At 63.3% G+C, this 22,504-nt stretch carries 19 protein-coding genes and 1 pseudogene; 15 read left to right on the top strand and 5 right to left on the bottom strand.

Going from position 1 to position 22,504, the window contains the following annotated elements; all coding sequences use genetic code 11:
* Nucleotides 1-69 precede the first annotated feature (69 nt).
* Together BOP93_RS25275 and BOP93_RS25270 are read left to right on the top strand one after the other, a co-directional pair.
* Nucleotides 70-5,883, top strand: coding sequence for an Hpt domain-containing protein (locus BOP93_RS25275; protein ID WP_104505011.1), 5,814 nt, complete (start codon nt 70-72; stop codon nt 5,881-5,883).
* Nucleotides 5,876-6,331 carry a chemotaxis protein CheW gene (locus tag BOP93_RS25270; RefSeq protein WP_104505010.1) on the top strand — a complete coding sequence of 152 codons (456 nt, stop codon included), beginning with the start codon at nt 5,876-5,878 and terminating at the stop codon, nt 6,329-6,331. Before BOP93_RS25275 ends, BOP93_RS25270 begins: the two co-directional genes overlap by 8 nt.
* 304 nt (nt 6,332-6,635) lie before the next feature.
* On the opposite strand, the pseudogene BOP93_RS25265 reads toward BOP93_RS25270, so the two are convergent.
* Nucleotides 6,636-6,922: pseudogene (locus BOP93_RS25265) on the bottom strand (HigA family addiction module antitoxin).
* Nucleotides 6,923-7,431: 509 nt separating this feature from the next.
* Here BOP93_RS25265 and BOP93_RS25255 point away from each other — a divergent pair.
* From BOP93_RS25255 to madM, 10 genes are all read left to right on the top strand, one after another.
* Nucleotides 7,432-7,671 carry a DUF6124 family protein gene (locus BOP93_RS25255; protein WP_065885367.1) on the top strand — a complete coding sequence of 80 codons (240 nt, stop codon included), beginning with the start codon at nt 7,432-7,434 and terminating at the stop codon, nt 7,669-7,671.
* A gap of 267 nt (nt 7,672-7,938) precedes the next feature.
* Complete coding sequence (mdcA, locus tag BOP93_RS25250) at nt 7,939-9,609, top strand: malonate decarboxylase subunit alpha (RefSeq protein WP_065885368.1); 1,671 nt, start codon at nt 7,939-7,941, stop codon at nt 9,607-9,609.
* Nucleotides 9,610-10,443 (top strand): triphosphoribosyl-dephospho-CoA synthase, encoded by an 834-nt coding sequence (locus BOP93_RS25245; protein ID WP_104505009.1) that lies wholly within the window; start codon nt 9,610-9,612, stop codon nt 10,441-10,443.
* On the top strand, nt 10,443-10,742 hold the full coding sequence (locus BOP93_RS25240; RefSeq protein ID WP_032884109.1) for a malonate decarboxylase subunit delta: 300 nt from the start codon (nt 10,443-10,445) through the stop codon (nt 10,740-10,742). The genes BOP93_RS25245 and BOP93_RS25240 overlap by 1 nt, the downstream gene beginning before the upstream one ends.
* Entirely contained in the window at nt 10,735-11,577 is an 843-nt protein-coding gene (locus BOP93_RS25235; RefSeq protein WP_104505008.1) for a biotin-independent malonate decarboxylase subunit beta, read from the top strand. Before BOP93_RS25240 ends, BOP93_RS25235 begins: the two co-directional genes overlap by 8 nt.
* On the top strand, nt 11,574-12,344 hold the full coding sequence (gene mdcE / locus BOP93_RS25230; RefSeq protein ID WP_104505007.1) for a biotin-independent malonate decarboxylase subunit gamma: 771 nt from the start codon (nt 11,574-11,576) through the stop codon (nt 12,342-12,344). The genes BOP93_RS25235 and mdcE overlap by 4 nt, the downstream gene beginning before the upstream one ends.
* Nucleotides 12,338-12,934 (top strand): malonate decarboxylase holo-ACP synthase, encoded by a 597-nt coding sequence (locus BOP93_RS25225; RefSeq protein ID WP_104505006.1) that lies wholly within the window; start codon nt 12,338-12,340, stop codon nt 12,932-12,934. Before mdcE ends, BOP93_RS25225 begins: the two co-directional genes overlap by 7 nt.
* Complete coding sequence (gene mdcH / locus BOP93_RS25220) at nt 12,931-13,830, top strand: malonate decarboxylase subunit epsilon (protein ID WP_104505005.1); 900 nt, start codon at nt 12,931-12,933, stop codon at nt 13,828-13,830. Before BOP93_RS25225 ends, mdcH begins: the two co-directional genes overlap by 4 nt.
* A 67-nt stretch (nt 13,831-13,897) precedes the next feature.
* Nucleotides 13,898-14,302 (top strand): malonate transporter subunit MadL, encoded by a 405-nt coding sequence (gene madL / locus BOP93_RS25215; protein ID WP_104505004.1) that lies wholly within the window; start codon nt 13,898-13,900, stop codon nt 14,300-14,302.
* A 1-nt stretch (nt 14,303) separates the two neighbouring features.
* Nucleotides 14,304-15,068 (top strand): malonate transporter subunit MadM, encoded by a 765-nt coding sequence (madM, locus tag BOP93_RS25210; RefSeq protein WP_104505003.1) that lies wholly within the window; start codon nt 14,304-14,306, stop codon nt 15,066-15,068.
* A 122-nt stretch (nt 15,069-15,190) separates the two neighbouring features.
* Here the strand turns inward: madM and BOP93_RS25205 are convergent, their stop codons facing one another.
* Nucleotides 15,191-16,105: a LysR family transcriptional regulator gene (locus BOP93_RS25205; RefSeq protein WP_065891557.1), complete on the bottom strand. Its 915-nt coding sequence runs from the start codon at nt 16,103-16,105 to the stop codon at nt 15,191-15,193.
* A gap of 143 nt (nt 16,106-16,248) precedes the next feature.
* On the opposite strand from BOP93_RS25205, the gene trhA reads away from it, so the two are divergent.
* Nucleotides 16,249-16,866 carry a PAQR family membrane homeostasis protein TrhA gene (gene trhA / locus BOP93_RS25200; RefSeq protein ID WP_065895755.1) on the top strand — a complete coding sequence of 206 codons (618 nt, stop codon included), beginning with the start codon at nt 16,249-16,251 and terminating at the stop codon, nt 16,864-16,866.
* A 162-nt stretch (nt 16,867-17,028) separates the two neighbouring features.
* Here trhA and BOP93_RS25195 read toward each other — a convergent pair whose 3' ends face one another.
* Complete coding sequence (locus BOP93_RS25195; RefSeq protein ID WP_104505002.1) at nt 17,029-17,931, bottom strand: LysR family transcriptional regulator; 903 nt, start codon at nt 17,929-17,931, stop codon at nt 17,029-17,031.
* 107 nt (nt 17,932-18,038) lie between these two features.
* Between BOP93_RS25195 and BOP93_RS25190 the strand changes: the two genes are divergently transcribed.
* A complete protein-coding gene (locus BOP93_RS25190) occupies nt 18,039-19,280 on the top strand; it encodes a D-amino acid dehydrogenase (protein ID WP_104505001.1) in 1,242 nt (413 codons plus the stop codon).
* A 130-nt stretch (nt 19,281-19,410) separates the two neighbouring features.
* Here BOP93_RS25190 and BOP93_RS25180 read toward each other — a convergent pair whose 3' ends face one another.
* Nucleotides 19,411-20,130: a 16S rRNA (uracil(1498)-N(3))-methyltransferase gene (locus BOP93_RS25180; RefSeq protein WP_104504999.1), complete on the bottom strand. Its 720-nt coding sequence runs from the start codon at nt 20,128-20,130 to the stop codon at nt 19,411-19,413.
* A gap of 142 nt (nt 20,131-20,272) precedes the next feature.
* Nucleotides 20,273-21,679 (bottom strand): adenosylmethionine--8-amino-7-oxononanoate transaminase, encoded by a 1,407-nt coding sequence (locus BOP93_RS25175; RefSeq protein WP_104504998.1) that lies wholly within the window; start codon nt 21,677-21,679, stop codon nt 20,273-20,275.
* 272 nt (nt 21,680-21,951) lie between these two features.
* Here BOP93_RS25175 and BOP93_RS25170 point away from each other — a divergent pair, with 272 nt between their 5' ends.
* Nucleotides 21,952-22,503, top strand: a complete 552-nt coding sequence (locus BOP93_RS25170; protein ID WP_005792225.1) for a cytochrome b — start codon at nt 21,952-21,954, stop codon at nt 22,501-22,503.
* Nucleotide 22,504: the final 1 nt, after the last annotated feature.

The raw sequence follows: 22,504 nt of genomic DNA, 5'->3' as shown, positions 1-22,504 counted from the left end.
CCCCTCCCACACTTAATCTCCATGTGTTTCAAGAACACCAGCAACCCATGAATTCCAAGCGGAGCAGTTATGGTTGATCGGCACGACTACGTGGCCCTCGAATGGGTCAAGGGCGACATTGCCGAAACCCTGAAGCAGGCCCGTTCGGCGCTGGACGTTTACGTTGAAACCGGCGACGCCATTGAGGCGTGCCTGGCCGGCATCCACCAGGTACATGGCGCGCTGCAGATGGTCGAGTTCTACGGCGCGGCGCTGCTGGCTGAAGAGATCGAAGCCCTGGCCCTGGCGCTGCAGGCCGGGCACGTCGGCCAGCGCGACGAAGGTATCCGCCTGCTGCAACAGGCCCTCGGCCAATTGCCGCTGTACCTGGACCGTGTGCACAGTGCCCGTCGCGACCTGCCGCTGGTGGTGTTACCGCTGCTCAACGACCTGCGCAGCGCCCGCGGTGAAAGCCTGCTGTCGGAGACCAGCCTGTTCAGTCCACAATTGTTGACCATCGCGCCGCTGCCCGATGACGCACTGACTCAACGCACACCGCCGGACCTTCACCCGCAACTGCGCCAATGGCACGCACTGCTGCAACAGGCCCTGGCCGGGTTGCTGCGCGAGGACCACGGGCCGAGCAACCTGGAAGACATGGCGCGGGTCTTCGCGCGCCTGGAAGCGCTGTGCCAGGGCGCGCCGCTGTTGCCGCTGTGGCAGGTCGCCTCAGCGCTGGTCGAAGGCATGCTGACGGGCGTGATCGCCAACAGCCCGGCACTGCGCAGCCTGCTCAAGGCCAGCGGCAAGCAACTCAAGCGCCTGCTGGCGCAGGGCATCGGCGGGATCAACCAGCCGGCGCCGGATGAATTGCTCAAGAGCCTGCTGTTCTACGTCGCCAAAGTCACTCGGCCGACGCCGCGCATGCAGAGCCTGAAGGAACGCTACGGTCTGGATGAGGCTCTGCCCGACAGTGCCGTGGTCGATGCCGAGCGTGCGCGCCTGGCCGGGCCGGACCGCAACGCCATGGGCTCGGTACTCGGCGCCTTGTGCGAGGAGCTGGTACGGGTCAAGGAACGCCTCGATCTGTTCGTGCGCAGCGACCGCCAGCACACCCAGGACCTCGACCCGTTGCTGGCGCCGCTGCGGCAGATCGCCGACACCCTGGCGGTGCTCGGTTTCGGCCAGCCGCGCAAAGTCATCATCGACCAGCTTGCCGTGGTATTGAGCCTGGTCCAGGGGCAGCGTGAACCCAGTGACGCCGTATTGATGGACGTCGCCGGGGCGTTGCTCTACGTCGAGGCCACGCTGGCCGGAATGGTCGGCACCGTCGAACCGCAAAGCCGTGAAGACAGCCGCCTGCCGACCACCGACCTGACCCAGATCCACCAATTGGTGATCCGCGAATCCTGCCAGTGCCTGCGCCAGGCCAAGGAATTGGTGATCGACTGCATCGAGGCCGACTGGGATCGCCAGCGCCTGGAATCCCTGCCTGAGCTGTTGAGCCAGGTGCGCGGCGCCCTGGCGATGATTCCACTGCCCTGCGCGGCGAGCCTGATGCGTGGGTGTACCGTTTACGTCGATGAGCAATTGATGGTCAACGATAGCGCGCCCGAGCAGGCGCAGCTGGCGCACTTTGCCGATGTGATCAGCAGCCTGGAATACTACCTGGAACGCATGCTCCAGGACCCCGACGCTGCGGGAGAAAAGGTGCTGGAACTGGCCACCCAGGCCTTGAGCGCGCTGGGCTACCTGCCGGTGGAAAAGCCCTGGCGCCAGGCATTGGCTGCGCCCGAGGGTGCCTTGGTCAGCGACACTGCGCCAAGCCAATCCCGATTCGATGCGCTGGCCAGCCCCACCTCGCGCCTCAACCCGCCGGCCCTGCAACGGCCGGGCAGTTTGCAGCCGCCCCCGCCCGATGAAGAGCCGATCGACGACGAGTTACGTGAGGTCTTCCTCGAGGAAACCGACGAAGTACTCGAGGTGCTGCACCGCTACCTGCCCGCCAGCACGGACAAAACCGCCCAGGGCGAAATGCGCCGTGCCTTCCACACCTTGAAAGGCAGCGGCCGTATGGTCCGCGCCCTGGTCGTGGCCGAGCTGGCCTGGGCCGTGGAAAACCTGCTCAATCGCGTGCTGGAGCGCAGCGTGGCGATCGGCCCCGAGGTGCGGCAGGTGCTGGACGAAGCGGTGGCGTTGCTGCCGGAGCTGATCGCCGACTTCGCCACCGGCCGACAGCGCCAGCGCGATGAGGTCGACGCCCTCGCTGCCCGCGCCCACGCCTTGGCCAGCGGCGCACAGGTAGCGGTTGCCGAACCGCACGACCCGATGCTGCTGGAGATCTTCCGCAACGAAGCCCAGAGCCATCTGGACAGCCTCAACCAGTTCCTGCAACAGGCCGCCGAACACGTGCCGCTGCAGGTTACCGATGAACTGCAACGCGCCCTGCACACCCTCAAGGGCAGCGCCTACATGGCCGGCGTGTTGCCCATGGCCGAACTGGCGCGGCCCCTCGACCACCTGACCCGCGAATACAAGGCCCATCGCCTGCCGCTGGACCTGGATGAAGTCGAGCTGTTGCTGGAAGCCGAAAGCGTGTTCCAGCGCGGGCTGCGTGAACTGGACAGCCATCCCCTGGCGCCGATCAAGGGCGCGGCGGACTTGATCAAGCGCACCCAAAGCCTGTTGGACCAACAGCTTGAAGCACTGCTCAACGGCCCCAGCACCGGCCCGCACGTCAAGCGCGATCCGCACCTGATCACCAACTTCCTGGCCCGGGGCATGGACATCCTGCTCGACGCCGAAAGCCTGCTGCGTCGCTGGCAGCAACACCCCGGCGAGCGCCAGGAGCTCACCGCGCTGCTGGACGAACTGACCACCCTGGGCGAGGGCGCGCACCTTGCCGACCTGCACCCTATCGATCAACTGTGCGAAGCCTTGCTCGACCTGTATGGCGCGGTGGAAGAGAGCAGCCTGGCGGTCAGCGAACGGTTTTTCCATGAGGCCGAGCAGGCCCATGAAGCGTTGATCACCATGCTCGACCAACTGGCAGCCGGGCAGGAAATCAGCCCGGCGCCGGCACGGGTCCAGGCCCTGCGCGAATTGCTCGATGACGCCCTCGATCCGTCCGCCACCGGCCTGATCACACGTGACGGCAACCGCGCCCCGAGCATCGCCGAGCTGGGCGCCGCGACCGAGCAACTGAGCCGGCACACGGCGATGGACGACGAGATCGTCGACATCTTCCTTGAAGAGGCCGTGGATATCCTCGACAGCGCCGGGCAGTCCCTCAAGCGCTGGTTGCTGGAGCCCGAGGGCATGGCGCCGTTGTCCTCGTTGCAGCGCGACTTGCACACCCTCAAGGGCGGCGCGCGCATGGCCGAAATCGACGCGGTGGGCGATCTGGCCCAGGAGCTGGAATGCGTCTATGAAGGCCTGGTGGACCGTCGCTACAGCTACTCCACCGAGCTGTCCCAGGCACTGATGGCCAGTCATGAACGCCTGGCTTTGCAACTTGACGAGCTGCTCGGGCAGCAGCCGTTGAGCGACAGTGTTGAGCTGGTCGCCAGGTTGCGCGAACTGCGCCAGAGCAGTCTGCCGACGGCCCCGGTTGCAGCGCCGCAACCCTCGGGCGCCGACCCCGAGCTGCTGGATATTTTCCTCGAGGAAGCTGCCGATATTCTCGACAGTTCAGGCAGTGCATTGCTGCGCTGGCAGGCCGAGCCCGGCAACCGCCAGGAGGTCGAAACCCTGCTGCGTGACCTGCACACCCTCAAGGGTGGCGCACGCATGGTCGAGATCGGCCCGATTGGCGACCTGGCCCACGAGCTGGAGTTTCTCTACGAAGGGCTGTCCGCCGGGCTGCTGGCGCCGTCGCCCGAACTGTTCGCGTTGTTGCAGGGTTGCCATGACCGCCTGGCGCAGATGATCGACGCCGTGGCGGACGGCTTGCCGGTGGGCTCGGTGGACAAGCTGATCGAGCGCATCAAGAGCCTGGTGCACCCGGGCGAAGAGCCGGTGGTGCCGGTGGCGTTGCCGGCGGGTAAGGCGGAGACGGTGGTCGATCCGGCTGCCGACATGGTGAAGATCTCCGCCGAACTGCTCGACGACCTGGTCAACCTGGCCGGCGAAACCTCGATCTTCCGTGGCCGTATCGAGCAGCAGGTCAACGATGCGCGCACCGCGCTCACAGAGGTAGAAACCACCATCGAGCGCATGCGCGATCAGCTGCGCCGCCTCGACAGCGAAACCCAGAGCGGTCTTTTCAGTCGCCAGCAGGCCGAGGCCGAGCGCCTGGGCTACGAAGAGTTCGACCCGCTGGAAATGGACCGCCATTCGCAATTGCAGCAATTGTCCCGCGCGCTGTCCGAATCCGCCTCCGACTTGCTCGACCTCAAGGAAACCCTCGAGCGCCGCAACCAGGACGCCCACGACTTGTTGCAGCAACAGGCGCGCATCAACACCCAATTGCAGGAAGGCCTGATGCGCACGCGCATGGTGCCGTTCGAGCGCATGCTGCCGCGCCTCAAGCGCATCGTGCGCCAGGTAGCCGATGAGCTGGGCAAGGACGTGGAATTCGTGATCGGCAATGCCGAGGGCGAGATGGACCGCAACGTGCTGGAGCGTATGGCGGCGCCGTTGGAACACATGCTGCGCAACGCCGTCGACCATGGCCTTGAGTCCCGCGAGGTGCGCCTGCAGGCGGGCAAGCCAGAGAAGGGCCGCATCACCTTGGACCTGACCCACGAAGGCGGCGATATCGTCTTCGACATGCGCGACGACGGCGCGGGGGTGCCCCTTGAAGCCGTGCGCCGCAAGGCGATCAAGCGCGGCCTGCTCGACCCCGATCAAGAGATCAGCGACCGCGACGTGCTGCAGTTCATCCTGCAACCGGGGTTTTCCACGGCGGAAAAGATCACCCAGATTTCCGGACGCGGCGTGGGCATGGACGTGGTGCATGAGGAAGTGCGCCAGCTCGGTGGCTCGATGGTGATCGACTCGATCCCGGGCGTGGGCGTGCATTTCAGGATTCGCCTGCCGTTTACCGTGTCGGTCAATCGGGCCCTGATGGTGCAATGCGCGGACGATCAATACGCGATTGCGCTCAATACCATTGAGGGCCTGGTGCGTGTGCTGCCCCATGAATTGGCCGGGCACTACCAGCAGGACCCGCCGCGCTATGAATACGCCGGCCAACGCTACGAACTGTTTTACCTCGGCGACCTGTTGCACACCGTCAGTCGTCCCAAGCTGCTCGGCCAGTACCAGCCGGTGCCGGTGTTGCTGATGCAGTGCAACGAGCGGCATGTGGCGGTGCATGTGGATGCCATGGCAGGGACGCGCGAGATCGTGGTCAAGGGCCTGGGGCCGCAGTTTGCCGGGGTGCAGGGCTTGTCCGGCGCGACGATCCTGGGCGATGGGCGCGTGGTGCTGATTATCGACCTGTTGGCGCACATCCGCGCGCGACCACCGGCGTTGCCGGCGCAGTCGGTGGACACGCCACTGACCCTCAACGACCCGCTGAAAAAGCGCCCGCTGCTGGTGCTGGTGGTGGACGATTCGGTCACCGTGCGCAAAGTCACCAGCCGCCTGCTGGAGCGCAACGGCATGAACGTGCTGACCGCCAAGGACGGCATCGACGCCCTTGCCCTGCTCGAAGAACACACCCCGGACCTGATGCTGCTCGACATCGAAATGCCGCGCATGGACGGTTTTGAAGTGGCGATCCAGGTGCGCAACGACCCGCGCCTGATGCGCCTGCCGATCATCATGATCACCTCGCGCACCGGCCAGAAACACCGCGACCGCGCCATGGCCATCGGCGTCAACGACTACCTCGGCAAACCGTACCAGGAGTCGGTATTGCTCGAGAGCATCGCTTATTGGAGCAAGTCCCATGCTTGACCACCGCGCGAGCCAACTCACCGGGCTGTTGCTGCCGTTGGCTGATCGTCACCTGATCCTGCCGAATGTCGCGGTGGCCGAACTGATCGACTTCCAGCGCGGCGAACCGGCCAGCGATGCACCGCCGTGGTACCTGCGCGAAGTCACCTGGCGGGATCGGCACATACCCTTGATCAGCTTCGAAGCCGTGTGCGGCGAAGCCAGCGTGACCGGCGAACGCTCCAGGATCGTGGTGTTGAACACCTTGGGCGGGCGGCCGACGCTTAAGTTCATCGCAGTGGTGATCCAGGGCATTCCGCGCTCGTACAAACTCGACAGCGAATTGAGCTACGTGGACGTACCGCTGTGCCCGCTGGAACTGGCGGCGGTGCAGGTGGGCGAGCATGTGGCGAAGGTGCCGGACCTGATGGGGCTTGAAGCGCTGCTGGCCGAGTCCGGCCTGGCTTGAGCTTGAGACCTATGAAGATCGACTGTGGGAGGGTGCTTGCCCCCGATGACAGAGTGTCAGTTGATAAATCTCTGGCTTGCCCACTGCCATCGGGGGCAAGCCCCCTCCCACATTAAAGTATCGGTGTTTGACAGACTGCGGGTGGCTTCGGAATTTTCCTGCAAGATGTCGGGCTGTGCATGAACTTCTCGGGGGCTGCTATCAAATGTGGGAGGGGGCTTGCCCCCGATAGCGGTGTATCAGCCAGAAATGTGTTAGCTGACCCACTGCTATGGGGGGTAAGCCCCTCCCACTTTCTCCATTCTCAATCAATCCGCGCAAACCGCTCAATCACCGGCTGCTCCCGATGCTCGGCCTGCCACAAGTCGTAGGCACTCTGCATCGACAACCATAACTGGGCTGTACTCACACCGGCCCGTTCCAACCGGACGGCGAGGTCCGGGCTGACCGGGGCGTGGCCATGCAAATCCTTGAAAAAGTCTCGCGGGCGAAGCCAAGACGTCGTGCCATTTCAGTAATGGTAATGCCCAAGGCAGGAATTACATCTTCAAGCAATATTTCACCTGGGTGAGGTGGGTTGTGCATACCCATATCAATACCTCTACTCAGTGGTAGTCAAGATAGTCGACCAGTTCGACCTGGTCGTCGAACATCCGAAAAATGATGCGCCAGTTACCACTTTTCGGATGGGAAAGACTAGAGAGGCGAGTTCCGAGCAACAACCTGAAAAGCCTGTCGGAGCATTCTTTGCTGCCTATCGGAAGGATGACATTGGGTGTGGCCTTCGGATTTTTCCCGCAAGATTTTGGGCCATGCATGAACTTGTGGTGAGAAGTCCGCGCGCCTAGTCTTCGTCACGTCATCGCAAAAAACGGTGACACGGACGTGCAAGTCCGACGAAACTGTTTAGGCGTACGAACGCCCAGCCAACCACGGGCGTTTTTTGTGCTCGCTGCTTTATGGCGGCTGCGCGCAGGAGGTCTTCGGACCTGCTGGGTGTCCTAAACAGGCCCGGTCTTGCACACCTGCGCACGGTCGCCACCCTCATTCGCGTGCAAGCGAACGGTGGCGCTCCTTACTGACTGTTTAGGAGTTTCATCATGATCAAACCTACCCCCAATCCACCCCTCTTCACCGTAAACCCTCACCAAAACACCGAAACCCTGCTGGTCAACGCCAGCGAAACCCTGTCCTCCCTCAACGCGCTTACCTGCACCCTGGCCTTCGATCTGGACACCTCCCAGCGCGCCATCATGCTTGGAATTCAGCAGATGGCAGAGTTGGGGCAGTTGCTGGTCGATAGAGCGCTGGAGCAAGTCAGTCCTTCGCCGGAATTTTAAAGCGGTCCCAAATAGGGACTGATCGGTCCTTGATTGGGACCGCTATCTAACAGGCGCCACTGAGCAAATGTGGGAGGGGGCTTGCCCCCGATAGCGGTGTATCAGCCACATATCTATTAGCTGACCCACCGCAATCGGGGGCAAGCCCCCTCCCACATTTTTATCTTTGTTACTCCAGGCGTAATGGTTTGCTGCCCTGCTTGATTGATAGCCTCCACATTCACTCCTAAGGTACAGCCCACGACAGCAACCCCCCGTGGAGCAACCATGACAACAACCATCACCCCCGACTCGCGCTGGACGCGGCGGCGCGACGAGAAGCAGCGGCGGCTCGGGCTGGTCAAACAGTATGCAGACGGGGCGGTGTTGCCCAGTGACAAGATCGTCGAGGCCCTTGAAGCCTTGATCCTTCCCGGCGACCGTGTGGTACTGGAGGGCAACAACCAGAAGCAGGCCGACTTCCTCTCGCGCTCCCTGGCCAAGGCCGACCCGGCCAAGCTCCACGATTTGCACATGATCATGCCCAGCGTCGGGCGTTCCGAGCACCTGGACCTGTTTGAAAAAGGCATCGCACGCAAGCTGGATTTCTCCTTTGCCGGCACCCAATCCCTGCGCATCAGCCAGTTGCTCGAAGACGGCCTGCTGGAAATCGGCGCGATCCATACCTACATCGAACTCTATGCGCGCCTGGTGGTGGACCTGATTCCCAACGTGGTGCTTTCGGCCGGCTTCATGGCCGACCGCGCCGGCAACATCTACACCGGCGCCAGCACCGAAGACACCCCCGCGCTGATCGAACCCGCTGCCTTCAGCGATGGCATCGTGATCGTGCAGGTCAACCAATTGGTGGACGACGTCACCGACTTGCCGCGCGTGGACATCCCCGCCAGTTGGGTGGATTTCGTGGTGGTGGCCGACAAGCCGTTCTATATCGAGCCGCTGTTCACCCGTGATCCGCGTCACATCAAGCCGGTACACGTGCTGATGGCGATGATGGCGATCCGTGGCATCTACGAAAAACACAATGTGCAGTCGCTCAACCACGGTATCGGCTTCAACACCGCCGCCATCGAACTGATCCTGCCCACCTACGGCGAATCCCTGGGCCTGAAGGGCAAGATCTGCCGCAACTGGACCCTCAACCCGCACCCCACGCTGATCCCGGCGATTGAAAGCGGCTGGGTGCAAAGCGTGCATTGCTTCGGCACTGAACTGGGCATGGAAAACTACATCGCCGCACGCCCGGATGTGTTCTTCACCGGCCGCGACGGCTCGATGCGCTCCAACCGCATGTTCTGCCAACTGGCCGGCCAGTACGCCGTGGACCTGTTTATCGGCGCCACCCTGCAAGTGGACGGCGACGGCCATTCCAGCACCGTGACCCGTGGCCGCCTCGCCGGTTTCGGCGGCGCGCCGAACATGGGCCACGACCCACGCGGTCGCCGCCACGGCACACCGGCCTGGCTGGACATGCGCCACGATGATGCGCCCGAAGCCTTGCTCGAACGCGGCAAAAAACTCGTCGTGCAAATGGTCGAGACCTTCCAGGAAGGCGGCAAACCGACCTTCGTCGACACCCTCGACGCGGTGGAAGTGGCGCGCAAAAGCGGCATGCCCCTGGCGCCAATCATGATCTACGGCGACGACGTCACCCACCTGCTCACCGAAGAAGGCATCGCCTACCTGTACAAGGCGCGCTCCCTGGAAGAACGCCAGGCAATGATCGCTGCCGTCGCCGGGGTCACCGCCATCGGTATGCGCCACAACCCCAAGGACACCGCCCGCATGCGCCGCGAAGGCTTGATTGCGCTGCCCGAAGACCTGGGCATTCGTCGCACCGACGCCACCCGCGAGCTGTTGGCCGCCAAGAGCGTGGCGGACCTGGTGGACTGGTCCGGCGGCCTGTACAACCCACCCGCCAAATTCAGGAGCTGGTAGATGCGCGCCCTCAAACTGCATGAAGTGAGCCTGGCCGATCGCCTGGCGGATAGGGCGGTCGATGCGCTGATCGATGAAGCCGATCTCTCACCCAAACCCGCATTGGTGGACCGGCGCGGCAACGGCGCTCACACCGATTTGCACCTGGGCCTGATGCACGCCTCGGCGCTGTCGTTGTGGCCGATGTTCAAGGAAATGGCCGAGGCCGCCCTTGAGTTCGGTGAAGTCGGTGTGCCCCTGCGTGAAGCGCTCGGCCGTATAGGTCGTGAGGGCGAGCAAGCGATGCTCATCACCACCCACGGCGTAAATACCCATCGCGGCGCGATCTGGGCCCTTGGCTTGCTCACCGCAGCAGCGGCCCTGCAACCACGAACCGTAACCCTGACCGCAGCCAAACTGGCTCTGCTCGATGATCGCTTCGCCCCGCAACCCCTGAGCCACGGCGCCCAGGTCGCCCAACGCTACGGCGCACGCGGTGCCCGCCAAGAAGCACAGTTGGGCTTCCCTTCGGTGATGCAACGCGGCCTGCCGCAACTGCACAAGAGCCGCCAGCAAAACGCCGGAGAACAGAACGCCCGCCTGGACGCCTTGCTCGCGATCATGACCGAGCTGGCCGACACCTGCGTGCTCTACCGCGCAGGCTACGACGGCCTGACTGCCATGCAACAGGGCGCCCAGGCCGTGCTTGACGCCGGCGGCAGCGCAACCCTCGCCGGTCGCCGCCAGTTGCACGCGCTGGACCAACAACTGCTGGCCCTGAATGCCTCCCCCGGCGGCGCCGCCGACCTGTTGGCCGCCTGCCTGTTTATCGACCGCCTCGACGGAGCGTTGTGATGGAGACTTTATCCTTTGAATTCCCCGCCGGGCAGCCGCCAAAAGGCCGTGCGCTGGTGGGGTGCGTCGGCTCCGGCGACCTTGAAGTGCTGCTGGAACCGGGCACCGCCGGCACGCTTACCATCCAGGTACAGACCTCGGTGAACGGCGCCGAGCAACGTTGGCAGCACCTGTTCGAACGCATTTTCCAGGAGCAGACGCCGCCGGCCCTGAACATTGATATCCACGATTTTGGCGCCACGCCCGGTGTGGTGCGTTTGCGCCTGGAGCAAGGCTTCGAGGAGATCGGCCATGACTGATTGGCTCAACAAACACAGCTTCGTTGAACTCGGTGCTCGGCAGCGCGCCAAGGCGTTGCTGGATGCCGGCACCTTTCGCGAGCTGATCGACCCGTTTCAACGCGTCATGTCGCCGTGGCTCAGCCGCCAGGGCGTGGTGCCCCAGGCGGATGACGGGGTGGTCATCGCCAAAGGCAGCGTTGCCGGTCTGCCGGTAGTGATTGCCGCCATCGAAGGTAACTTCCAGGGCGGCAGCCTCGGTGAAGTCGGCGGCGCGAAGATCGCCGGAGCGCTGGAACTGGCCGCTGAAGATAACCGCAACGGCATCCCGACCCGCGCCGTGCTGCTGCTGGAAACCGGCGGCGTACGCCTGCAGGAAGCCAACCTGGGTCTGGCCGCCATTGCCGATATCCACGCGGCGATTGTCGACCTGCGCCAGTACCAGCCGGTAATCGGCGTGGTGGCGGGCAGTGTCGGCTGCTTCGGCGGCATGTCCATCGCCGCAGGGTTGTGCAGCTATCTGGTGGTCACCCGTGAAGCGCGCCTGGGCTTGAATGGCCCGCAGGTGATCGAGCAGGAAGCCGGGTTGGCCGAATACGACTCCCGCGACCGGCCGTTTATCTGGAGCCTTACGGGTGGCGAACAGCGCTTCAACAGCGGGTTGGCCGACCGTTATGTGGCCGACGATGTGGCGCAGATCCAGCAGACCGTCAGCGCGCTGTTGCAGCAAGGCGCGCCCGAACAACAGCGTAGCCGCCGCGCTGATTTTTATCTGGCGCGCCTGGCCGAACTGGATACGACAGCGCAAATCGAGCCGGCGACGGTGCGCGCGCTGTATCAGGGAGAACGCCCATGAGAGGTTTGCAGTGGTTTAACGCGCTAAGCGCCGGCGCAACGCGGGTGCAAGGCTTGCCTGACTCGCTCAGGATCGCCGATGGCCAGTTGAACGGCCAGAGCGTGCGTTTTCTCGCCGTGGTCACCGACCCGAACAACCGCTTCCCGCGCGCACGCAATGGCGAAGTCGGTTTGCTGGAAGGCTGGGGGCTCGCCAAGGCCGTCGATGACGCTATTGCCAGGGGTGACAAACGCCCGCTGATCGCCATCGTCGATGTGCCCAGCCAAGCCTACGGTCGTCGCGAAGAAGCCCTCGGCATCCATCAAGCCCTGGCCGCCGCCGCCGACAGCTACGCCCGTGCCCGTCTCGCCGGACACCCGGTGATTGCGCTGCTGGTGGGCAAGGCCATGTCCGGCGCGTTCCTCGCTCACGGTTACCAGGCCAATCGCCTGATTGCCCTGCGCGACCCCGGCGTGATGGTGCATGCCATGGGCAAGGCCTCGGCGGCGCGGGTCACCCTGCGCAGCGTCGAAGAACTCGAAGCCCTGGCTGCCAGCGTGCCACCGATGGCGTATGACATCGACAGTTATGCCAGCCTTGGGCTGCTCTGGGAGACGCTGACGGTCAGCCAGATTGAACAACCCACGGCAGACGACGTGGCACGGGTCAGCGATTGCCTGATGAATGCGATCAAGGATATCGATACCGCCGATCTGAGCGGGCGCCTGGGGGCGTCCAATCGTGCGGCGTCCAGCCACGTACGCCAACTGTTGCGGGAGCAATGGTGAACGCTCACGACTTGCTCTGGGGCATGACCCCGGCCCATCTGCCCGCCGATGCGCCTGGCTGGGTGGTGGATGCGCTCAGCGCCGGCCATCCGGTGGTGGTGCGTCGCGCCGTCGTCGCGCCGGGCCATGTGGCGGTCGGTGTACGGGGACGTTTGCGTGAGCAGCGGTTTGCCGCGCAGATGCCGATTGCCGCGGTACAACGGCGTGTGGTCCCCGAAGCCCTGCGGGACGTGACCTCGCCACGGGATGTGCCGGCGCTGCGGGCACTTGATCAACTGCGGCCGCTGTTGGCGCATAACGACTGGGGCGTCAGCGGCAGTGCCGGATTCGAATTGGCCAGCGGCATCGAAGCATTGCATGCCGCGAGCGATCTGGATTTGATCCTGCGCACCCCCGAGCCGCTTGAGCGTCACCAGGCGCACGCGTTATTGGCGATGCTCGATAGCGCACCGTGCAGCGTCGACCTGCAACTGCAAACCTCCTTCGGCGCTGTCGCCTTGCGCGAATGGGCGGGTGCATCACGCCGGGTGCTGCTGAAAACGGCCAACGGCGCGCACCTCGTAGTCGACCCCTGGCAGGCCGTGGCATGAGCAGCCTGTTGGTGTTTCCGGGGCAGGGCGCCCAGCGAGTCGGCATGCTCCAGTCGCTGCCCGTCGACGTCCTCGACGAGGCCAGCGCTGCCCTGGGTGAAGACGTGCGCCGGCTCGATTCGGCACAGGCCCTTGAATCGACGCGCGCCGTCCAGCTTTGCCTGTTGATGGCTGGCGTGGCGCATGCGCGTCTGTTGCAGCACACACCGGACTACGTGGCGGGCCTGTCCATCGGCGCCTATCCCGCTGCCGTCATCGCCGGCGCACTGGACTTTGCCGATGCCATCAAACTCGTCAGCCTGCGCGGCGAACTGATGCAAAGCGCTTATCCACAGGGCTACGGGATGACCGCGATCATCGGCCCGCAGTTATCCACCGTCGAAACATTGCTCGCCGAAATCCACAGCCCACAGACCCCGGTGTACCTGGCCAATATCAATGCCGATAACCAGACGGTCATTGCCGGCAGCGACGCGGCGATGCAGCGTGTTGCAGAACGCATCAAGGGCAACGGCATCGCCAGGCGCCTGGCGGTCAGCGTGCCGTCCCATTGCGCCTTGCTGGACGCACCGGCCAGGGTCCTCGCCCAGGCCTTCGTCCCGCTCAAGGCGCCGCGCATCACTTACCTGAGCAGCACCCGCGCGCGGCCTATCCACAACCCTGAGCAACTGCGCGATGACCTGGCCTTCAACATGTGCCGCGTCGTCGACTGGCGCGGCACCGTGCAAAGCGCCTACGAGCGTGGTGTGCGTCTGCAGATCGAACTGCCACCGGGCGCGGTGCTCACCGGCCTTTCCCGCCGCGTCTTCGAACAAGGCACGGTGATCGCCTGCGAGGGCGCGCGCCTGGATACCTTGCAGGCCCTGCTGCAAGAGGAGGAGCGCCGCCACCGATAAAGCACGACCCAAGGCTTTCGAAGCACAACAACAACAATTTCGAACGAGCACTTTGAGGACAACAACAATGATTATTTACGGTGTGGCATTGCTGGCGATCTGCACGCTCGCGGGCGTGATCATGGGCGACATGCTCGGCGTGTTGCTGGGGGTCAAATCCAATGTGGGCGGCGTGGGCATCGCGATGATCCTGCTGATCTGCGCGCGGTTGTGGATGCAAAAGCGCGGCGGCATGACCAAGGATTGCGAGATGGGCGTGGGCTTCTGGGGCGCCATGTATATCCCCGTGGTGGTGGCGATGGCCGCGCAGCAGAACGTGGTCACCGCCTTGCACGGCGGCCCGGTGGCGGTGCTGGCGGCCATCGGTTCGGTGGTGGTGTGTGGTTGCACCATTGCCCTGATCAGCCGCACGCACAGGGGCGAGCCTTTGCCGCCCGAAGAGCCGCTGACCCTCGCTGCAGGAGGCCGCTGATATGTGGGACCTCATCGAAAAAGGTTTGCAGCACAATGGCCTGATCACCGCGTTCGCCTTTGTGGGCGTGGTGATGTGGATTTCGGTGGTGCTGTCCAAGCGCCTGACGTTCGGGCGCATCCATGGCTCGGCGATTGCCATCGTCATCGGCCTGGTGCTGGCCTGGGTAGGCGGCACCATCACGGGCGGGCAGAAGGGCCTGGCGGACCTGGCACTGTTCTCCGGTATCGGCCTGATGGGCGGCGCGATGTTGCGGGATTTCGCCATCGTTGCCACGGCGTTTGAAGTGCAGGCCACCGAGGCGCGCAAAGCCGGGATGATCGGGGTGATTGCCCTGATGCTGGGCACAATCTTGCCGTTCATCGTCGGTGCGAGCATGGCCTGGGCCTTCGGCTATCGCGATGCGGTCAGCATGACCACCATCGGCGCGGGCGCCGTGACCTACATCGTCGGCCCGGTGACCGGCGCGGCGATTGGCGCGACCTCGGATGTGATGGCGCTGTCGATTGCCACCGGGTTGATCAAGGCGATCCTGGTGATGGTCGGCACGCCGGTGGCGGCGCGCTGGATGGGCCTGGACAACCCGCGTTCGGCGATGGTGTTCGGGGGCCTGGCCGGCACCGTGAGCGGGGTGACGGCCGGGCTGGCGGCGACGGATCGCCGTTTGGTGCCGTATGGCGCGCTGACGGCGACGTTTCATACCGGGTTGGGCTGCCTGCTTGGGCCTTCGTTGCTGTACTTCATTGTGCGTGGGTTGGTGGGCTGACATTCGGAATGTGTGGGGTCTGCACTGGCCTCATCGGGGGCAAGCCCCCTCCCACATGTTGACCGCATTCTCATGGTGGAACTCGGTCAAGTGTGGGAGGGGGCTTGCCCCCGATAGCGATCTCAAGCCTGGCGATTGGCATACATCCGACACTCCGCCAACAACGCCAGCAAGTTCGGATCGCGCTCCTTGGCCTTCAGGAACACCACGCCGATATGCTGCTGCAACCGATACCTGGGCTGCAGCGGTATCAGCTTCACGCGGTTCTCGTACACCGCCGCGATCCGCCCCGGCAACAGCGCATAACCCACCCCCGAGCTGACCATGCTCAGCAGCGTGAAGATGTCATTGACCTGCATCGCCACCTTGGGCTCGAACCCCGCCTGCTTGAATACCCGGTTGCCATCCTGATGGGTGGCGAAGCCTTGGGTGAGGGTGATGAAGGTGGCGTCGCGCACATCGGCCAGGTCAATTTCCTGCTCGCGGTCGAACGGTGATTCGGCCGGAGTGGCGAGAAAAATGTCGTCGGTAAACAGCGCGATCTGTTCGCAGTCGGGGTCGTTGGCGTGCTCATCCAGGGAGATAAGGATCGCGTCCACCTCCATGTTCTTGAGCTTGTAGAGCAGGTCGAAATTGGAGCCCAGGATCAGGTCGATATTCAGTTCGCTGCGGCGGATTTTCAGGCCCATGATCAATTGCGGCACGGTCTTGACCGTCAGCGAATACAGCGAGCCGAGCTTGAAACGTTCGGCGGAGAAACCGGCGGCTTCGCGGGTCAGGCGCACGCTGTCGACCACGTCGGCCACCAGCTTCTGCGCGCGCTCTTCGAGTACGTAGGCGCTTTCCAGCGGCGTCAGGTTGCGGCCCTCGTGTTTGAACAGCGGGCAGCGCAGGGCATTTTCCAGCGAATGAATGGCGCGGTGCACGCTGACGTTGCTGGTCTGCAATTCGGCAGCGGCGCGGGCCAGGTTGCCGGTGCGCATGAATGCCAGGAAGATTTCCAGCTTTTTGAGGGTGAATTCTTCGTCGATCAACATGGCCGTGGCTCTGGTTCGCATGCCCTCGATTGTGCCCGCAAAACGGCGCGGCGTCGTCGGAACGTCATAACGCGCTTGCACTCTGATGCGCAAGGCTGGACGCTTGTCCACGTGTGCTTGGAGTTACAGGAGGTCGGTGACAGATGTACCACGGAGAACGATTCAACGCCTGGAGCCATTTGCTCGGTGCTGTCGCGGCGTGCATGGGCGCTGTGTGGATGTTGGTGGTGGCGAGCCTGGATGGCAGCCCCTGGAAGATCGTCAGCGTGGCGATTTATGGCTTTACGCTGATCGTGCTGTACAGCGCCTCGACGGTGTACCACAGCGTGCGGGGGCGGCGAAAAGAGATCATGCAGAAGGTCGATCACTTTTCGATCTACCTGTTGATCGCCGGCAGCTACACCCCGTTTTGCCTGGTGACGCTGCACGGGCCGTGGGGCTGGACGCTGTTCGGGATTGTGTGGGGGCTGGCGGTGATCGGCATTTTGCAGGAGATCAAGCCGCGCTCCGAGGCGCGCATCCTGTCGATCGTGATCTATGCGGTGATGGGCTGGATCGTGCTGGTGGCGGTCAAGCCGCTGCTCGCCGCGCTGGGCACCGCAGGGTTTATCTGGCTGGCGTCGGGCGGGGTGTTGTACACCGTGGGCATTATCTTTTTTGCGTTGGAGGACCGCCTGCGGCACTCCCATGGGATCTGGCATTTGTTTGTGATTGGCGGCAGCCTGCTGCATTTTGTGGCGATCATGCATTACGTGCTTTGAGTGTAATAGGGGGCAAGCCCTAATGTCAGTCAGTGCTCAAAGCAGCGAAGATCGAATGTGGGAGGGGGCTTGCCCCCGATAGCTTTCTGTCAGATATAAATTATCTGGCTGACACACCGCTATCGGGGGCAAGCCCCCTCCCACAGTGGGCCTGGGGTGTTCTTAGAGGCGGTCGAGCAATTCACAGGCGCGACTGCCGAAAATCTCCAGCAGCTTGGCCAGCATATGCGGCGGTGGCTCGTTGGCGCGGGTCAGGGCGTAGAGGGTGATGGGCAGCGGTGGGGTGAGCGTGCGGATCTGGGTGGTGGCCGTTGAGGCACCCAGCGCGGTGAACGGATCGATCACGGTCAGGCCGGCGCCGGATTCGACCATCGCACGCGCCAGGGAATAGGTTTGCACCGAGATCGTCACCCGTGGCGGCGGGTCGATATTTTCCAGGTAGCTGCCCAGCTTCGCCGCCAGCGGGTCGGCGCTGGACAGGCCGATCAACGGCGCTCCGGCCAGCTCGGCCAACGGCAAGGGCTGATGCCGTTCGGCATCCGGCCAATAGCCTTTGGACGCCAGCGCCACCAGTACACCGTTGGCCAGCACTTGGGTAGTCAGCCCAGGATGGCCGGAGAAGTTGAGCGTCAGTGCCAGGTCGATCTCGCGCATCAACAGCTTCTGCACCAGTTCGCGGCTATGGTCGCTGGACAGTTCGCAGGCCATGTCCGGGTAATCGCGCTTCCATTCCAGGACTGACGGCGGCAGCAGCGACAGCGCCAGCGTCGGAATCGCGCCGATGCGAATACTCTGCCCAGGTTCGCGGCGCAAGCTGTTGGCCAGGCGCCTTACGGCTTGCAGGCTCGCGGTGACTTTCTCGACTTCGCTTTCCAGTGCCAGCGCTTCGGGCGTGGGCTGCAACTTGCCGCGTACCCGCAGGAACAGCGCAAAGCCCAACTGCAATTCGGCGTGCTGCAACACCTTGGTCACCGCCGGTTGCGAGACATGCAGCAACTGCGCGGCGGCGCTGATGGAACCCGTCTGGCGGATGGCCTGGAAGATTTCGATATGACGCAAGCGCATGACGAGTCCATAACCTTTATTTATAGGTGACCCATCTTTATTCATTGTCGGTGAGCTGTCACCTGCCTCTAGGCTTGAGCCTTCTTGAATCAACGGCGGAGGTTGGCATGGCTGCACAGGTTTGCATCATCGGCGGTGGAGTGATCGGCTTGGCGAGCGCGTATGCGCTGGTGCGTGCAGGCCATGCGGTGACGGTGATCGACGCGCGCGACAGCCTGGGCAGCGAAACCAGCTTCGCCAACGGCGGGCAGTTGTCCTATCGCTATGTGGCGCCGTTGGCGGATGCCGGCGTGCCGCTGCAGGCGATTGGCTGGTTGCTGCGCGGTGACTCACCGTTGAAATTGCGCCCACGGCTCGACCCCCGGCAATGGTGCTGGATGGCAGCCTTTATGGCCGCCTGCCGGGGTTCGGTGAATAAGCGCAATGCCGCGCACTTGTTGCGCCTGGCATCCCTGAGCCAGGCAACCTTGCAGCAGTGGCGCATCGATGACCGCCTGGAAGGTTTCGATTGGCGACGCAACGGCAAGCTGGTGACGTTTCGTAATGCCAATAGCTTCGAGCATGCGCGCAGCAAGGTCACCGACATGTTGCAGCAGCAGGTGCTGTCCATGGGCGATTGCGCGCGGCTGGAGCCGGCATTGGCGGCGGGTGATTTCGTTGGCGGTATCTACACGCCGAACGAGGAGGTCGCCGATTGCCATGCCTTCTGCCAACGGCTGGCAGCGCGGCTGGAGGCTTCGGGGCGCTGCACGTTTAGGCTCGGGCGCAAGGTCACCGGGATCCGCCATGCCGACGGCGCAGTGCAGGCCATCGAGTTGGGCAGCGAAGTGATGCCGGTGGAGCAACTGGTGCTGGCGGCCGGGCATCGCAGCGCCGACTTGGGCTTGCCGGGCTTGGCGCTGGCGCTGTATCCGCTCAAGGGCTATAGCCTGAGTGTGCCGATTGGCGCGCAGCATCGGGCGCCGAACCTGAGCATCACCGATTATGACCGCAAGATCGTCTACGCGCGCATCGGTCACCAACTGCGGGTCGCCGCCATGGTGGATATCGTTGGGTTCGATAGTCGACTTGAGCCCAAACGTCTGGCCCTGATGAAGCGTCAGGCCCTGGAGACATTCCCGCTGGCCGGTGACTACACCCACGCAGTCGAATGGGCCGGCATGCGCCCGGCCACGCCGACGGGGGTGCCGCTGATCGGTGCAAGTCGCTATCGCAACCTGTGGCTGAACCTTGGCCACGGCGCCCTTGGCTTTACCTTGGCCTGCGGCAGCGGCCAGCTGCTGGCCGAACTCATCGATCAGCGCACGCCTTCCATTGATATGCAGGGCCTGACGCCCTGCGCCGCCTGAACATCAAGATCGTTCCCACGCTCCGCGTGGGAATGCATCCCTGGACGCTCCGCGTCCGCATTTAACGTCGTAACGCAGAGCGTTACAGGCGGCATTTCCACGCAGAGCGTGGGAACGATCACTGGGAGGGTTAGAAGTCGCCCCACAATTGCTGAGCCACGGACAGCGCCACCACCGGCGCGGTTTCAGTGCGCAGAACCCGTGGGCCGAGGCGGGCGGCGTGGAAGCCGGCGCCTTGGGCGGTGTCGACTTCGCCGTCGGTCAAACCGCCTTCAGGGCCGATCAGGAAGGCCAGGCTTGAAGGCTTGGCATGGCTGACCATCGGCTCGGCCACCGGGTGCAGCACCAGCTTCAAATCCGCCTCTGTCTGTTTCAACCAGTCCGCCAGCAACAGCGGCGGGTGAATCACCGGCACCGTTGAACGCCCGCATTGCTCACAGGCGCTGATCGCCACCTGGCGCCAGTGCAGCAGGCGTTTGTCGGCGCGTTCGTCCTTGAGGCGCACTTCGCAGCGCTCGCTGAAAATCGGGGTGATGGCGTTGACGCCCAGTTCGGTGGCTTTCTGGATCGCCCAATCCATGCGTTCGCCCCGGGAAAGGCCTTGCCCCAGGTGGATGTGCAGCGGCGATTCGGCCTGGCCGTTGAAGCGTTGCGTCAGTTGCACGGTGACGCGTTTTTTACCGACTTCCAGCAGGCTGCCGAGAAACTCCTGGCCGGAGCCGTCGAACAGTTGCACGGCGTCGCCTTCGCTCATGCGCAGCACGCGGCTGATGTAATGCGCCTGGGCTTCGGGCAGCTCAAGGTCGCCGAGGCTCAGCGGAGTGTCGGTGAAAAAGCGGGACAGTCTCATTTCTGTTCTCTGGAAAAATTATGCATACACACGTTCTGTCTTCCTGTAGGAGCGAGCTTGCTCGCGAAAAACGTATACCCGACGCCGTAATGTGCCTGGAATACCTTCGCGAGCAAGCTCGCTCCTACAGGGATTTTGGACACTATCCCGGATCACGGAAACCTGGGTGAAAATCCTTCGGCACGGCAACGCTGACCTTGCTGTTGGTGGCGATATCGATGCCTTCACTCGCAACCTCGGCAAGGAAATCAATCTGCTCCGGCGTAATCACATACGGCGGCAGGAAATACACCACGCTGCCCAGCGGTCGCAACAACGCGCCACGCTCCAGGGCATGCTCGAACACCTTCAGGCCTCGGCGTTCCTGCCAGGGGTAGGGGGTCTTGGTCGCCTTGTCCTGCACCATCTCAATGGCCAGCACCATGCCAGTCTGGCGCACTTCCGACACGTGCGGGTGGTCCACCAGATGGGCCGTGGCGCTGCCCATGCGCTGGGCCAGGGCCTTGTTGTTTTCGATCACGTTGTCTTCTTCGAAGATATCCAGGGTCGCCAACGCTGCCGCGCACGCCAGCGGGTTGCCGGTGTAGCTGTGGGAGTGCAGGAAGGCGCGCAGGGTCGGGTAGTCGTCGTAGAAGGCGTCGTACACGTCATCGGTGGTGACCACGGCGGCCAGCGGCAGGTAGCCGCCGGTCAGGGCCTTGGACAGGCACAGGAAGTCGGGGCGGATGCCGGCCTGTTCGCAGGCGAACATGCTGCCGGTTCGACCAAAGCCCACGGCGATTTCGTCGTGGATCAGGTGCACACCATAACGATCACAGGCTTCGCGCAGCAGCTTGAGGTACACCGGGTGATACATGCGCATGCCACCAGCGCCCTGGATCAACGGCTCGACGATCACGGCGGCGACGCTGTCGTGGTGTTCGGCCAGGGTCTGTTCCATCGCCAGGAACATGGTGCGCGAGTGCTCCTCCCAGCTCATGCCCTCGGGGCGCAAGTAGCAGTCAGGGCTCGGCACTTTGAGGGTGTCGAGTAGCAACGCCTTGTAGGTTTCGGTAAACAGCGGCACGTCGCCCACCGACATCGCCGCGATGGTTTCGCCGTGGTAGCTGTTGGTCAGGGTGACGAAGCGCTTCTTGTCCGGCAGGCCACGGTTGAGCCAGTAGTGAAAGCTCATCTTCAACGCGACTTCGATGCACGACGAACCGTTATCAGCGTAGAAGCAGCGGGTCAGGCCTGCAGGCGTCATCGCCACCAGGCGTTCGGACAGTTCGATCACCGGCTGGTGGCTGAAACCGGCAAGGATCACATGTTCGAGCTGGTCCACCTGTTCCTTGATGCGCTGGTTGATGCGCGGGTTGGCGTGGCCGAACACGTTGACCCACCAGGAGCTGACCGCATCGAGGTAGCGCTTACCTTCGAAGTCTTCCAGCCATACGCCTTCACCGCGCTTGATCGGTACAAGGGGCAGTTGCTGGTGGTCTTTCATCTGGGTGCAGGGATGCCACAGCACCGCGAGGTCGCGTTGCATCCACTGGTTATTCAAGCCCATCGGTGATCTCCTCGAAGCGGTCCTGCAACCTGCACAGGCGAAACAATCGCGCAAGCCTATGCAATGGTGGCGCGGGTCACAAGCCATTGTGGGGAAATTCGCGGTAAATGCAGGACGGTCTGTCACGTTTCCAGGGAATAGTCTTAATCCCTCGTTAATTTATGATGCATAGCCTTCAGATCGCCTTTCTCGATATTTCGAAGCGAAATTTTCCGCTTTAATTCGATAGATAAAGCGCTAGTCTTGGGCACAGTTCTTACGGGATTAAGTACATGCAGTTACGCAACTCACCGGCCCGCTATGGTTGGGTCAGCATGGTTCTGCACTGGGGCGTGGCCCTGGTGGTGTTTGGATTGTTCGCCCTGGGCCTCTGGATGGTCGGCCTCGATTACTACAGCGCCTGGCGCAAAGACGCGCCGGACCTGCACAAGAGCATTGGCATCACGCTGTTCGCCATCATGCTGGTACGTATTGTCTGGCGCCTGGTCAGCCCGCCGCCGCCGCCGTTGGCCAGCTACAGTCGCTTGACCCGCATCGGCGCTGCTTTTGGTCACGCGTTCCTGTATCTCGGGTTGTTTGCCGTGATGATTGCCGGTTACCTGATTTCCACCGCAGACGGTGTCGGTATCCCGGTGTTTGGTCTGTTTGAAATTCCTGCCGTGGTTTCCGGTCTACCGGACCAGGCAGATACCGCCGGCTGGGTGCATTTGTACCTGGCCTGGGTGCTGGTGGTGTTCGCCGGCTTGCACGGCGTGGCGGCACTGAAACACCATTTTATCGATCGTGATGCGACCCTGACGCGAATGCTGGGGCGCAAAGCCTGAT

Source organism: Pseudomonas orientalis (assembly GCF_002934065.1).
GTDB lineage: Bacteria > Pseudomonadota > Gammaproteobacteria > Pseudomonadales > Pseudomonadaceae > Aquipseudomonas > Aquipseudomonas orientalis_A.
The sequence above is the reverse complement of the archived record's forward strand: the minus strand, read 5'-3'. Positions and strand labels throughout refer to the sequence as shown.

Excerpts from the sequence above, each read along its gene's own strand:
- trhA (WP_065895755.1), top strand. The coding sequence starts at position 16,249 with ATGTACCACGGAGAACGATTCAACGCCTGGAGCCATTTGCTCGGTGCT.
- BOP93_RS25275 (WP_104505011.1), top strand. The coding sequence starts at position 70 with ATGGTTGATCGGCACGACTACGTGGCCCTCGAATGGGTCAAGGGCGAC.
- BOP93_RS25205 (WP_065891557.1), bottom strand. The coding sequence starts at position 16,105 with ATGTTGATCGACGAAGAATTCACCCTCAAAAAGCTGGAAATCTTCCTG.
- madM (WP_104505003.1), top strand. The coding sequence starts at position 14,304 with ATGTGGGACCTCATCGAAAAAGGTTTGCAGCACAATGGCCTGATCACC.
- BOP93_RS25240 (WP_032884109.1), top strand. The coding sequence starts at position 10,443 with ATGGAGACTTTATCCTTTGAATTCCCCGCCGGGCAGCCGCCAAAAGGC.
- BOP93_RS25235 (WP_104505008.1), top strand. The coding sequence starts at position 10,735 with ATGACTGATTGGCTCAACAAACACAGCTTCGTTGAACTCGGTGCTCGG.
- mdcH (WP_104505005.1), top strand. The coding sequence starts at position 12,931 with ATGAGCAGCCTGTTGGTGTTTCCGGGGCAGGGCGCCCAGCGAGTCGGC.
- mdcA (WP_065885368.1), top strand. The coding sequence starts at position 7,939 with ATGACAACAACCATCACCCCCGACTCGCGCTGGACGCGGCGGCGCGAC.
- BOP93_RS25180 (WP_104504999.1), bottom strand. The coding sequence starts at position 20,130 with ATGAGACTGTCCCGCTTTTTCACCGACACTCCGCTGAGCCTCGGCGAC.
- madL (WP_104505004.1), top strand. The coding sequence starts at position 13,898 with ATGATTATTTACGGTGTGGCATTGCTGGCGATCTGCACGCTCGCGGGC.
- BOP93_RS25270 (WP_104505010.1), top strand. The coding sequence starts at position 5,876 with ATGCTTGACCACCGCGCGAGCCAACTCACCGGGCTGTTGCTGCCGTTG.
- BOP93_RS25175 (WP_104504998.1), bottom strand. The coding sequence starts at position 21,679 with ATGGGCTTGAATAACCAGTGGATGCAACGCGACCTCGCGGTGCTGTGG.
- BOP93_RS25255 (WP_065885367.1), top strand. The coding sequence starts at position 7,432 with ATGATCAAACCTACCCCCAATCCACCCCTCTTCACCGTAAACCCTCAC.
- mdcE (WP_104505007.1), top strand. The coding sequence starts at position 11,574 with ATGAGAGGTTTGCAGTGGTTTAACGCGCTAAGCGCCGGCGCAACGCGG.
- BOP93_RS25245 (WP_104505009.1), top strand. The coding sequence starts at position 9,610 with ATGCGCGCCCTCAAACTGCATGAAGTGAGCCTGGCCGATCGCCTGGCG.
- BOP93_RS25190 (WP_104505001.1), top strand. The coding sequence starts at position 18,039 with ATGGCTGCACAGGTTTGCATCATCGGCGGTGGAGTGATCGGCTTGGCG.
- BOP93_RS25195 (WP_104505002.1), bottom strand. The coding sequence starts at position 17,931 with ATGCGCTTGCGTCATATCGAAATCTTCCAGGCCATCCGCCAGACGGGT.
- BOP93_RS25225 (WP_104505006.1), top strand. The coding sequence starts at position 12,338 with ATGGTGAACGCTCACGACTTGCTCTGGGGCATGACCCCGGCCCATCTG.
- BOP93_RS25170 (WP_005792225.1), top strand. The coding sequence starts at position 21,952 with ATGCAGTTACGCAACTCACCGGCCCGCTATGGTTGGGTCAGCATGGTT.